Genomic DNA, 11,249 nt, shown 5'->3' on the forward strand with positions numbered 1-11,249 from the left:
GCGGCAGGGGGCGTGGGGGCGGTTGTCGGCTGCCCATGTCCCGTGGCTCAGGGTGGCGTAGGGCTTTGAGCTCGCCGCGCCGGCTACGTACGAACGGAAGGAACGATCATGGAATCACCAGCACCGGCTGCTGCGCGGATCAGCATCATCGGGGCGGGTCCCGGCGGGCTCACCTGTGCCCGCATCCTGCAGCGGCACGGCATCCCCGTGACGGTCCACGACCGCGACCCGCACCCGCGGGCGCGCGATCAAGGCGGCACGCTCGACCTGCATGCCGACGACGGGCAGCTCGCGCTGCGCGAGGCCGGGCTGCTCGACGCGTTCTTCGGGCTGGCGCGGCCGGAGGGGCAGGAGATGCGGCAACTGGACCCGGCGGGACACCTGCTGGCGCACCACGTGCCGGCCGAGGGTGAACTGTTCAAACCGGAGATCGACCGGGGGCAGCTGCGCGACCTGCTGCTCGGCTCTCTGGAGCCGGGAACCGTGCGGTGGGGCCACACCGTCGAGAAGGTGAGCGAGGCGGCGGCGGACGGGTCGCGGCGGATCCGCTTCGCGGACGGCACGACCGTGGAGACGGACCTCGTCATCGGCGCCGACGGGGCGTTCTCGCGGGTGCGGGCCGCGGTGTCGTCGGCCGTGCCGCTGTACACGGGGATCAGCTTTCTGGAGGCCTGGTTCCAGGACGTCGAGCAGGCGCATCCGGAGCTGTCCGCGCTGGTCGGTCAGGGCGGGGCCGCCGCGGCCGACGGTGAACGGGGGCTGTTCGCGCAGCGCAACAGCGGTGACCACATCCGGGTCTACATCATTCAGCGCCTGCCGGCCGACTGGATCGCGGCCAACGGCCTGAGCGTCGGGGACACCGCGGGGATCCGCGCGTGGTTGCTCGACGCGTTCGCCGGGTGGGCGCCGTCCATGATGAGGATGATCAGCGAGAACGACGGTCCGTACGTCGATCGTCCGTTGTACGCGCTGCCGGTGCCGCATCGCTGGGAGCACGCGCCGGGAGTGACCCTGCTCGGTGACGCCGCCCACCTCATGCCGCCGCTGGGCGTCGGGGCCAATCTGGCCATGCTCGACGCTTGTGAGCTCGCTCTGGCGCTGGCCGGGGCTGCGACGGTGGATGAGGCCGTGCGCCGGTACGAGAGTGTCATGGTGCCGCGGTCGGAGGGGATGGCGCGGATGCTCGAAGGTGGCGCCGAAGGGCTGATCGAGCGACATGAGAGGTAGTGAGGGCCACCCTGGGGTGCCGATCACAGGGTGGGACCGCCCGGGGTCCGGGGTGGGAGGGGTTGCCCGGGCGGTCAGGGCTTCGGGTGGGGAAGGAGGCGGGGCGGGGTCAGCCGATGCGGCTGTTGACCACGGTGCCCGGGTCGCTGCCCCAGACGTCGTCGTCCTCGTGCAGCCACGTCGTCGACTCCGGCTTCTCCGACTCCTGCGCCCCCGCGCCGCCCCCCGCCCCCATCGGCAGGAACGGCATGCCGGTGCCCGTCGTGGCGCCGCGGCCGGCGATGCTGGTGGCGGCCGGGTTCGCGCCCATGACGCCGCCGCCGGTGCCCGTGCCGGGGCCGCCCGTGGTGCCCGGCCCGTACGACGAGGTCGAGGGCGAGCCGTAGCCGGTGGTGCCGGCCGTCGGGTGGGTGCCGGCCGGGTTGTGGCCGGCGGTGTTCGCGGGGTTGAAGTCCTGGAGGCTGGTGGAGGGGTTGGTGCCGGTGGCGGAGGGGTTGTGGACGGCCGGGTTGTAGGCCGGGTTGGTGCCGCCGGGCCCGGTGGTGCCCACCGGGTTGACGCCGGTGGGCGAGGTGCCCGTGCCGGTGCCGCCGTTGTCGCCGTTGCCTCCGGTGCCGTCGCCGGTGCCGTCGCCGCCCGGCGGGTACGTGCCGTTCGGGTCGGTGGGGTAGCCGGTGGACGGGTCGGTGGTGCCGTAGCCGGGGTTGTCGGTGCCGTACTGGCCGGCGGGCAGGCCGGTGTAGCCGGAGCCGTCGTACGGGGAGGCGTTGACGTTCCCGTACGGGCGGTTGTTGTTGTTGGGGAGCTGGACCGGCGGCGGGGTGTCCTGGTTCGGCACCGGGTAGTCGATGTCGCGCAGGACCTTCTCGACGCTGTCGGGGATCTCCGCGTGCACGTGCTGCAGGTCGTTGCCGAACGTCTGGAGGTGCAGCCCGGCCAGCTCGTCCTGGGAGCCGAAGTCGCTCTTGGCGTCGTCGCCGCCGTAGACGCCGCTGTAGGTGCTGTAGATGTCGGGGATGCTGTCGTTCCAGCTCCCGAGGTCCTGGTTGGCCCAGGTGGGCATGACGCCCTTCCAGGTGTCGTCGATGAACGCCTGGTGCTTGCGGACCACGTTGGCCAGGTTGTCGACCGGGGTGTGCATCTTGTCGAGCTTCTCGGCCAGCTCGCCCATCGTCACGTAGAGGACGCCGAGCGCCTTCTGCGCCTCGACCGAGGCGTTGCCCTCCCAGACCTTGGCGAGCTGCCCGGCCTGCTCCTCGATGGCCTTGCGGACGTCGCCGACGGCTTTGTGGGCGTCCTTGTACGCGGTCGCGGCCTGCGCGATGCGCGTGGCGTCGAAGCCCTTGATGAAGGTGACGATCTGCTCGACGTTGCGCCCGCCGGTCTCCACGGACCAGTCGGCGCCGGAGGGCTTCAGCTGGTGGGTCTTCTTCTTCTCGCCGCCCATGCCGGTCAGGCCCCGCCTTCGTTGGCCGCGTTCGTCGTCTTGTAGACGCCTGCTCCCGCTTCGACCAGGGCGATCGCGATGGAGAAGTTCTCCAGGACCTCCTGGTAGACGTTCAGGAACTCCCGGTGGGCCTGCGTCAGGGTGGCGGCGAACGTCTTGCCGGCCTCCCAGCGGTCGATGCTCTGCAGGTGCTGGCGCACGTCGGAGAGCGAGCCGTTGATGCTGAGGTCCTGGATGGAGCCCTGGTACTCGCCGTAGCCGCCGCCGTTGATCGGCTTCATGGCCTCACGCAGCGCTTCGGCGATGTTCGCGATCTTGGTGGCGTCGTACGTGACGCCGTCCCGCTCGGCTTCAAGGCCGGGCCAGTTCTTGGGTGGTTGCGTTTCGCCCACGAGACCTCCCCCTTGGCACTCGATCAAGCACCTTACTTGAATGTTCCTTTTCCGTACAGAAGACTCAGTGTCAACTTGCGTAACATGAGGCGCTATGCAGACCCAGAAGGATCTCTATCAGGCGCATCGCCTCATGACGCAGCGCCTGGGTCTGGCGCTGCTGCAGGGCGAGCCGGACGTGCCCGAGTCGCCGATGCGCCGGCAGAACGTGGCCACGTTCGCCGGAGTGCTGGTCGCGGTGCTGGTGGTGGCCGGGTTCGGGATCTGGGGGTTGCTCAAGCCGGGCAACGCCACCAAGCTCACCGAAGCCGGGCAGCTCCTGGTCGAGGAGGAGACCGGCGCCTCGTACGTCTACAACCAGCAGTCCCGCAGGCTCCAGCCGGTCGCCAACTACGTCTCGGCCCGTCTCCTGCTCGACAACGACGACATCAAGGTCAGGACGGTCTCCGCCGAGTCGCTGGCCGGCTTCGCCCGCGGGCAGAAGGTCGGCATCCAGGGCGCCCCCGACTCGCTGCCGAAGCGCGAGCGGCTGGTCAAGGCCCCGTGGTCGGTGTGCGTGACCGAGGGCATGGACGCGACGGGGGTGCGCAAGCCGTTCACGACGCTCGTGGGCGGCACGGACGTCGGCGGCACGCCCGTGGGCGGCGAGGCGCTGGTCGTCAACGACGGCCAGCAGAGCTGGGTGCTCTGGGCGAACCAGCGCATGCGCGTGACGAACGTGGACCGGCTCACCGACCAGACCCCGCGCCGCGTCCCGGCGTCGTGGATCAACGGCATCCCCGCCGGGGTCGACTTCGCCGCTCCCAAGGTCGCGCAGCGCGGCAAGAAGGTGCCGGGGCCGGGCGGGAGGGCGTCGCGGGTCGGGCAAGTGTACAAGGTGCCGTCCGTGGCGGGCACGGGCGAGCGGTGGTACGTGATGATGGCCGACGGCCTGGCGCCGATCAAGCACACGCAGGCGATGCTGCTGCTCCTGGACCCGGCGAGCAAGGTCGCCTACGGCCGCCAGCCGGTGCGCGACACGGCGATCGACGCCGCCAGCGCCAACGCGACCAAGGTGTCGGCCCAGCACCCGATGGAGAGCCCGCTGCCGGACACCATGCCGCGCTTCCGCTCCCCCGGCATGTCCGCCCCGCTGTGCGCGGTCTACCGGGACACCCAGAAGGGCTCCACCAAGGCGGTGCTGACCACGGGCGCCCGGATGCGCATCCCGACGCCGGGCGCGAGCGCCGGGGCGGAGAAGGTGGACCAGGTGATGCTGCCGGCGGGCAGCGCGGTGCTGGCCGGCACCCTGCCGGGCGACGGGCAGCTCTCGGCGGTGCAGCAGTACTCGCTGATCACCGAGCAGGGCCGCAGGTTCGCGCTGTCGTCGGCGGACCTGGTGGGCAAGCTGGGGTATGAGGCGGCGGACGTCGCGCCGGTGCCGGCGCACCTGCTGCGGCTGATCCCGGACGGGCCGATGCTGGACCCGGCGGCGGCCCGCGCGCCGGTGCAGGAGGTGCAGGGCATCCAGCAGCAGCCCCAGGCGCCGACGCAGTGAGGCGGGCGCCCGTCCCCCGGCCAGGGGGACGGGCGTCAGGTGCCGAACGAGCCGCCGCCGTACGGGTTGGCGGACTCGTCCATCTTCGGCATCAGGCTGCCGGCGTTCTCGTCGTAGGTCATGCCGTCCTGCGTGAACGGCATGCCCTTGCCGCTCTGCAGCGAGGACATCTCGGTCGGGATGGCCTTGAGCGAGGGGAAGATCTTGCCGCTCATCTCGCTCGCCTGGACGGCGGAGTACAGCGCGAAGGTGAGACCGCCGGCCACCATCACCTGCTTGCGGAGGACCTGCTTGGCCGCGGTGAGGAAGGTCCTGCCCACCACGGGGTCCGAGCCCTCGGCGACGGCGGCGGTGACCGGGTTGGCCTTGGAGACGAGCTTCCAGATGCCGAACGCCATCATGCCGAGGGCGATGGCGTTGCAGGCGTACACGCTCACCTTGTAGAAGCCGGCCGTCGACTCGACGCCGTCGCCGGTGCTGTTGCGGACTTCCTTGAGCTGCTTGAGCGAGTCCTTGTAGCTGGTGTGGACGGCGTCGAACGCCTTGAACGACTCGCCCTCCCACGTCCCCTTCTCCTGGAGCTGGGTCCGCAGGCCGGCGAGCTGCGTGTCGAGCTCGTCCAGCTCGTCGGTGAGGCCGCCCCGGTCGGACGTGCGCCACTGCTTGGCCGACTCCTCCATGCCCTCCGGGTCGGAGATCATGGTGCCGATGCCGGTGGCCACGTAGAAGGCCCAGGGCGACCGGATCATGAAGGCCGCGGCCGTCGCCGTGAACGCGGCGGCCATGGAGAACTCCTTGTAGACGCTCACAGCAGGTCATCCTCCTGGCCGAGCACCGGAGGCGCGATGTCCTCGTCACCGCCCCAGACGCCCTCGTCCTCGCCCAGGCCGACCGTCTTGTCGCGGTCGCGTTCCTGGTTGCCGTTCGCGCCGGCGCCGCTCATCGGCATCATGGGCATCATCGGCATGCCAGACGAGCCGGCGGCGCCGCGCAGCGCGGCGGCCGCGCCGCCGGGCAGGGCTCCGCCCGCCCCGATGCCGCCGCCCGCGCCCGTGCCGGAGCCGGGCAGGCCGATCGAGCCGGGGACGCCGGTGCGGGAGTTCAGGCCGGCGGCGTTCGGGTCGATCGTGGGGACCTGCGGCGTGGCGGTGGGCTGGAACGCCGACAGGTCGGTCTTGTTCGGGTTGAGCGCGGAGTCCAGGTCCGGGACGCGGGTGTCGGCCGGGTCCGTGGTCGGGATGTTCGGCTGGTTGCCGTTGGCGCCGGGCAGGTTCGTGCCCGGCAGGTCGGTCCCGGGCAGGTTGCCGCCGGGCAGATCGCTGCCGGGGACGTCGCTGCCGGGCAGGTCGCTGCCGGGCAGGTCGGAGCCCGGGACGTCGGTGCCCGGGAGGTCGGTGCCCGGCAGGTTCGTGCCGGGCAGGTTCGTGCCCGGCAGGTCCGTCCCGGGCAGGTCGGTGCCGGGCAGGTCCGTCTTCGGCAGGCCGGTCGGCAGATCCGTCTTCGGCAGGCCGGTGGGCAGGCCGCCGGGGGGCAGGTCGCTGCCGGGCGGCTTGCCGCTCTCGTCGTCGGCCTTCTTGTAGTTCTTGTCGGCCGCGACCAGCGCCGGCTGCCAGGTCTCCAGGGCCTCGCGGGCCCGCTCCAGCGCGCTGCGCTGGCTCTCGATGGCCTTCTCGTGCACGCTCTGGACGCCCATCCCGAGCACGCCGAAGTGCGGCCAGGGCACGGGCAGGTTGGTCGAGGACTGGTTGAGCCTGCTCAGCAGCTCGGTCTGGCTCTCGATCCTGGTGCCCGCGTTGGCCAGCTCGCCCTTGGTGAAGGAGATGCCCGACGACGGCTTCCCGTCGGCGGTCAGGCCCGGCAGGTTGAGCGTGTAGGGGTTGGCGCCCCCGTTCGATCTGTCGCCTGTCATCCGATCACGGGATCCGTCGTGTCATGGCCGGTCGTCCAGCAGCTCGCGTCCTCGGACAGGAATGTGTTCCGCTCCAGGTCGCCGTGCTCGCCCGCGCCGCCGGCCCCGCCCATGAACGGCATGAACGGCATCCCGGACGAGGCGCCGCCGAGGCCACGCCCGGCCGCCGCGGCGAGCGGCGACTGGCCGGCGACCAGGCCCGGCGAGCCGATCACCGAGGGCACGCCGGGAGTGGCGCCCACGGGGCTCAGGCCGATGCTGGGCGGCGGGCTGATGGTGGTGGCGGGCGGCGGCGTGGTGAACGTGCTGAGCGACGGGTTGAGCACGCCGGTCTGCGGCTGGAAGCTCGCCACGTCGGTCTGGCGCGGGTCCAGGCCGTTCGAGCCGTCGGTCGTGGTGCGGTCGTCGGCGCCGATGACCGGCGGCACGGTGTCGCCGCCCGGGTTCTGGGCCCCGGGGTTCTGCGTCTGCCCGGGGTTCTGGGCCCCGGGGTCGGACGGCTGCTGCGTGCCCGGGTCGTTCGGGTTCGAGCCATTCGGGTCGGAACCGTTCGGGTCCGACCCGTTGGGGTCAGATCCGCCGGGGTTGGACCCGTTCGGGTCGTTGCCGCCCGGGTCGGTGGAGCCCGAGCCGGGGCCGGTGGAGCCCGAGGAGCCGCTGCCGGAGGAGCCGGACCCCGAGCCGGAGGAGCCGTTGCCCGAGGAGCCGGTCGAACCCGACGAGGTGTCGTAGTTCACGGAGCTGAGCTTGGGCGCGGTCGTCCCCGGCCCGTCGGGGTAGTCCACCTGCTCGGGGTCGACGAGCGGCGGGATCGTCACCGTCGGCAGCTCGTACGAGACGTCGTGCGGCACCTCGATGTTGTAGAGGCTCACGATCTGCTTGTTGAGCTCCCACAGCGCCCGCTGGGCCTGCACCTTCTCCAGGCCGTCCCGGACGACCTTCTCCTCGGAGGAGCTCATCTGGTTCGCGCCCGGGACCGTCACCTCCTCGTTCGCCTTGCTCTTGGCGTCCGTGAGGTGGCCCGCGTAGGACTGCAGGGCGCTGCCCATCAGGCTGAGCTTGGTGGACAGCTCCTTGCCCGAGGCGTGCAGCATCTCGAGGGCGTGCCGGGCCTTGGCGGCGTCCGGCCCCTTCCAGACCTGCGCGATCTTGGCGGCGTGCTCCTCCAGGGTGCTGATCGCCGCGTCGACCTTGCTGGAGGCGTACTGGTAGGTCTGCCCGGCGCCCTGGATCGTGAAAGGATCGGTGTCCCCGAGCAGCCGCTTGATCTCGTCGGCCTCAAGCTGGGGCCAGTCGCCCTGCGGCATCTTCTCGAAGGAGAGGATGACGACGACCTGCCGCTCACTCATCAGGCGTTACCCTCGTTCCCCCGGCGGGCGCGGTCCAGGTTCTCAGCGCTGGTCTCGACGGCCTCGACCACGTCCCGGTAAGCGTCGATGAACTTCTGGTAGACCTCGGCGAACTTCGCCCCCGCGTTGTGACTTCCCACGGTGGCCGCGAGGGCCAGCGCGTCGTTCCACTGCCCGATCTGGGCCGCGGACAGCTCGCCGCCCTTGGAGAGCTGGTCGATGTTGCCGTTGGGCCGCTCGCTGTGGCCCAGCATGGCCTCGTAGCCGATCCTCAGCTCCTGCGCGACGGCGCGGATGGCCTGCGGAGAGTTCTCCCGCGCGTCGCCGTCGAAGAGATGGCCGTCGACGGCCAGAGGGTCGGGACCGCCCTCCATCGCGTCTTTCTGCGTCATGCCTCACCCTCAAACGACAGAGCTCTCGGCCACCGCGCCGGGATCGGGGCGATGACCGAGAAGAGGAACGAGCCGGGCGGCTAGTCCGTCCAGATGCTGATGTTGCGCCGCTCGGCGGTCTCGTAGTTGCCCTTGGCGACGCTGACCGCGGTGGCGGCCTGGAACAGCTGCTGGCCCATGGCCTTCTCGTGCTGGTTCCACTGCTCGCGCTTCTGGTCGAAGAAGCGCTCCGCCTCGCCCTCCCAGCTCGCGCCGAGCTCCTTCTTGATGTCCTGGTACAGGTCGTCGGTGACCCGGTCGAGCTCGGTGACGACCTTCTTGAGCTCCTCGTAGGCCGACTCGAGGGAGCCGAAGTTGACGTACGTGTAGTCGTCGGGCTGGATCGACATCAGGGTCAGCTCGCCTTCTGGTTGGCGTTGATGAGGGAGTCGATGCGGCCGGCGTTGCCGTCGCTGGCGAAGCCGCCGACGATGTCCATGTTCTGGTCGGCGGCGTTGCGGTAGACGCCGGCGCCCATGTTGAGCTTGTCGTAGATGTCCTCGAGGATCTTGATGACCCCCTTGAACTCGACGTCCCACTGGTCCATCGCGTTGCTGAACTTCTGGTAAGCGCCGCCCTGCCACTTGAGGCCGGCCTTGATCTCCTGCACCCGCTGCCGCATGCCCTCGATGTACTGCGCCGTGTCCTGGCAATAGCCCGCAGCGGTCGTCAGCTGAGTCGGGCTGGCCCCGTACAGTGACACTGGACCTCCAAGGTCATCATGCTTCGTCTGTCGCGGCGAGCGGTCTCCCCCGTGAGGAACGGACTACCCCCGCAGACAACATCAAATGGCATGTTAGTCACCATCAACCCCGCAATTCCCAGAAACATCAAATTACGGATCGATCACGCGAAGGCGACTTTACGGTAAATGCGCTGGTCGAGGCCCTAATATGCCCTGACATTCGGTTCAGGTCAGGTGTCGACGGGTGACGTCAGAGCTGCAGGCGACGCCGGATGCGGTCCAGCTCGCCCATGACGTCGTGGAACGCCCGGTCGTGGATCTTCTCGACCCGTTCGAGGTCCTCCAGCGCCGCCCGCGAGGACGTCAGCGGGTTGCCGGCCTCGCCGAAGACCTCGGTCATCAGCTCGCCGAACGCCCGCTGGTAGTCGCTCGTGGCGTCGGCCAGCGTCGCCTTGATCAGCTCCGCCAGCTCGCCCGAGGACAGCCGCATGGCCTTCGGGTGCAGCGTGAGCTCCTGGACGCCGTTCTGGCCGTACTCGACGCTGACGAAGCCGTTCTCGTCCTCGGCCCGGCCCACGCACTCGCCGGCGCGCTTCTGGAACTCGCCGAGCCGGCCGAGCTGGTCGTCCATGCCCTTGAGCAGCTTGTCGATGTCGATCTTGGCGAAGTCGCCGAACTCCTGCATTGCCTCTCCTTAACCGGACAGCCCGCGCACCCAGGTGTAGACCTCGAGGACACCCAGCGCGAGCGGGAAGAGCTGGACGATCAGCGCGATGTCCAGGATGTCGCCCGCCCGCCCCCAGAACGGCGACGGCCGGCCCGTCGCCAGCCACAGCCCGATGCCGACGGTCATCAGCGCCAGCCACAGGATGCCGATGGCCACCGCCAGCGAGCCCACGATCCCGCCCTGGCCGAACAGCGAGACCGCCAGCATGGCGAGCCCGGCCAGACCCGCGCCGATCAGCCAGAGGCGCTGGCCGAGCCCGCGGAACACCCGGGCCCGCATGATCAGCGTGAGCGACAGCGAGACCGTCATGGCGTCGGCCACCCAGCCGTCGGCCATGACCAGCAGCGCCTGCGTGACCAGCGCGGACAGGCCGATCACGGCGATCATGCCGGTGGCGTAGCGCTGCGCGACCCGGGTGCGCTCCTGGATCGCGGGGGCGTCCAGGCGCTGGTTGTCGCTGCGCAGCTCCTCCGCCGTGGTCGGCATCGCCGGCAGCGGCACCTTGGCCAGCCGGAACGACAGCGTCGGCACCAGCGGGCTGAGCGCCAGCAGCACGGCCATGGCCATCGCGGCCACCCCCGCGGGCGGCGGCGCGAACACCATGACGACGGCCGCGCAGATCCCGCCGACCGTCGCCGCGCCGGCCGCGCCGAGGAAGCCCTGGACGCCGTCGGAGACCAGCGCGCCCGCGATCGCGGCCACCAGCGCCGTGCAGGCCAGCGAGGCGAGCAGGTGCGGCGCGCCGATCCCGGCCGAGGTCCCGGGCGCGAACAGGCCCGCGACCAGCCCGTACGGCAGCGCCGCGTGCCCGACCAGCGCGCCCGCCAGCGAGTCGCCGACCGCCCGCGACAGCAGCGCGGCCGTGACGATCAGCAGCAGCGCCAGCAGCCCGGCCACGATCGTGACGGTGAGCGCCGGCATGCCGGACACCGCGAGGCCGCCCGCGCCGAGCGCCAGCAGGGCCGAGGCGCCGCCCGCGCCCACCACCCTGGTGTGCTTGGCGCTCCACGCGCCGCGGCCCTCGCGCACGCCGCTCGCGACCACGTCCGCGACGTCGTCGTAGAGGGCGGGCGGCAGCATCGCCTCGCGCGGCCTGAGGTAGAGGATCTCGCCGTCGAGCACGCCGAGCGCGCCGAGGCTCTGGCCGAGGTCGAACGGCTGGCCGCCGAGCCGCTGGAGCGTCCAGCCGGGCGCGGCGGCGCTCTCGCCGCCCACCTCGCCGAGCGCCCGCAGCAGGCCGGGCAGCACGTTGGGGAGCGGGATGTCGGCGGGCAGCGCCAGGTCGGCCTTGCGCCGGGGGCCGACGATCGTGACGTGGCACTGCGCGGGCAGCGGCACCGGCACCTGGGCCAGCGCGCCCTGCTGGAAGGGCCCCGAGGGCGGCGGCCCCGGAGGCACGGGCGGGCCCGCGGGACCCGGTGGTCCCGGCGGCCCTGGCGGTCCCGGCGGGAAGGCGGGCGGGCCGCCGTAGCCGGGGGGTGGCCCCTGGATCGGGGGCGGTGGACCGGGCGGAGGTCCCTGAACGATATGTCCCATCTCAACTCT

Annotated in this window: 12 protein-coding genes; 2 read left to right on the top strand and 10 right to left on the bottom strand. The window is 71.3% G+C overall.

Annotated features, from left to right (window positions below; genetic code table 11):
- Positions 1-108: 108 nt before the first annotated feature.
- Complete coding sequence (locus tag MF672_RS46905) at positions 109-1,227, top strand: FAD-dependent oxidoreductase (protein ID WP_242373734.1); 1,119 nt, start codon at positions 109-111, stop codon at positions 1,225-1,227.
- Positions 1,228-1,336: 109 nt separating this feature from the next.
- On the opposite strand, the gene MF672_RS46910 is transcribed toward MF672_RS46905, so the two are convergent.
- Both MF672_RS46910 and MF672_RS46915 read right to left on the bottom strand, forming a co-directional pair.
- Positions 1,337-2,674, bottom strand: a complete 1,338-nt coding sequence (locus MF672_RS46910; RefSeq protein ID WP_242373735.1) for a WXG100 family type VII secretion target — start codon at positions 2,672-2,674, stop codon at positions 1,337-1,339.
- Between the two features lie 5 nt (positions 2,675-2,679).
- Positions 2,680-3,066, bottom strand: coding sequence for a hypothetical protein (locus MF672_RS46915; protein WP_242373736.1), 387 nt, complete (start codon positions 3,064-3,066; stop codon positions 2,680-2,682).
- A 94-nt stretch (positions 3,067-3,160) separates the two neighbouring features.
- Here MF672_RS46915 and eccB point away from each other — a divergent pair, with 94 nt between their 5' ends.
- On the top strand, positions 3,161-4,603 hold the full coding sequence (gene eccB / locus MF672_RS46920) for a type VII secretion protein EccB (protein WP_302893411.1): 1,443 nt from the start codon (positions 3,161-3,163) through the stop codon (positions 4,601-4,603).
- 35 nt (positions 4,604-4,638) lie between these two features.
- Here the strand turns inward: eccB and MF672_RS46925 are convergent, their stop codons facing one another.
- The 8 genes from MF672_RS46925 to eccD form a co-directional block, all read right to left on the bottom strand.
- Positions 4,639-5,412, bottom strand: coding sequence for a WXG100 family type VII secretion target (locus MF672_RS46925; protein WP_242373738.1), 774 nt, complete (start codon positions 5,410-5,412; stop codon positions 4,639-4,641).
- A complete protein-coding gene (locus MF672_RS46930) occupies positions 5,409-6,512 on the bottom strand; it encodes a pentapeptide repeat-containing protein (protein WP_242373739.1) in 1,104 nt (367 codons plus the stop codon). Before MF672_RS46930 ends, MF672_RS46925 begins: the two co-directional genes overlap by 4 nt.
- Positions 6,509-7,861, bottom strand: a complete 1,353-nt coding sequence (locus MF672_RS46935; protein ID WP_242373740.1) for a WXG100 family type VII secretion target — start codon at positions 7,859-7,861, stop codon at positions 6,509-6,511. The genes MF672_RS46930 and MF672_RS46935 overlap by 4 nt, the downstream gene beginning before the upstream one ends.
- Positions 7,861-8,253, bottom strand: a complete 393-nt coding sequence (locus MF672_RS46940) for a hypothetical protein (RefSeq protein WP_242373741.1) — start codon at positions 8,251-8,253, stop codon at positions 7,861-7,863. Before MF672_RS46940 ends, MF672_RS46935 begins: the two co-directional genes overlap by 1 nt.
- A gap of 80 nt (positions 8,254-8,333) precedes the next feature.
- Positions 8,334-8,642 (bottom strand): WXG100 family type VII secretion target, encoded by a 309-nt coding sequence (locus tag MF672_RS46945; protein WP_242373742.1) that lies wholly within the window; start codon positions 8,640-8,642, stop codon positions 8,334-8,336.
- A 5-nt stretch (positions 8,643-8,647) separates the two neighbouring features.
- Complete coding sequence (locus MF672_RS46950; RefSeq protein ID WP_242373743.1) at positions 8,648-8,995, bottom strand: WXG100 family type VII secretion target; 348 nt, start codon at positions 8,993-8,995, stop codon at positions 8,648-8,650.
- 232 nt (positions 8,996-9,227) lie between these two features.
- Complete coding sequence (locus MF672_RS46955) at positions 9,228-9,662, bottom strand: YbaB/EbfC family nucleoid-associated protein (protein ID WP_242373744.1); 435 nt, start codon at positions 9,660-9,662, stop codon at positions 9,228-9,230.
- A gap of 9 nt (positions 9,663-9,671) precedes the next feature.
- Positions 9,672-11,102 (bottom strand): type VII secretion integral membrane protein EccD, encoded by a 1,431-nt coding sequence (eccD, locus tag MF672_RS46960; protein ID WP_242373745.1) that lies wholly within the window; start codon positions 11,100-11,102, stop codon positions 9,672-9,674.
- Positions 11,103-11,249: the final 147 nt, after the last annotated feature.

Origin of the sequence: Actinomadura luzonensis (assembly GCF_022664455.2) — a bacterium.
In the GTDB taxonomy this organism is placed as follows: Bacteria; Actinomycetota; Actinomycetes; order Streptosporangiales; family Streptosporangiaceae; genus Nonomuraea; species Nonomuraea luzonensis.

Bases quoted from the DNA above. Each gene is read 5' to 3' on its own strand.
- MF672_RS46940 (WP_242373741.1), bottom strand. From the start codon at position 8,253: ATGACGCAGAAAGACGCGATGGAGGGCGGTCCCGACCCTCTGGCCGTC.
- MF672_RS46930 (WP_242373739.1), bottom strand. From the start codon at position 6,512: ATGACAGGCGACAGATCGAACGGGGGCGCCAACCCCTACACGCTCAAC.
- MF672_RS46955 (WP_242373744.1), bottom strand. From the start codon at position 9,662: ATGCAGGAGTTCGGCGACTTCGCCAAGATCGACATCGACAAGCTGCTC.
- MF672_RS46945 (WP_242373742.1), bottom strand. From the start codon at position 8,642: ATGTCGATCCAGCCCGACGACTACACGTACGTCAACTTCGGCTCCCTC.
- MF672_RS46905 (WP_242373734.1), top strand. From the start codon at position 109: ATGGAATCACCAGCACCGGCTGCTGCGCGGATCAGCATCATCGGGGCG.
- MF672_RS46935 (WP_242373740.1), bottom strand. From the start codon at position 7,861: ATGAGTGAGCGGCAGGTCGTCGTCATCCTCTCCTTCGAGAAGATGCCG.
- eccB (WP_302893411.1), top strand. From the start codon at position 3,161: ATGCAGACCCAGAAGGATCTCTATCAGGCGCATCGCCTCATGACGCAG.
- MF672_RS46910 (WP_242373735.1), bottom strand. From the start codon at position 2,674: ATGGGCGGCGAGAAGAAGAAGACCCACCAGCTGAAGCCCTCCGGCGCC.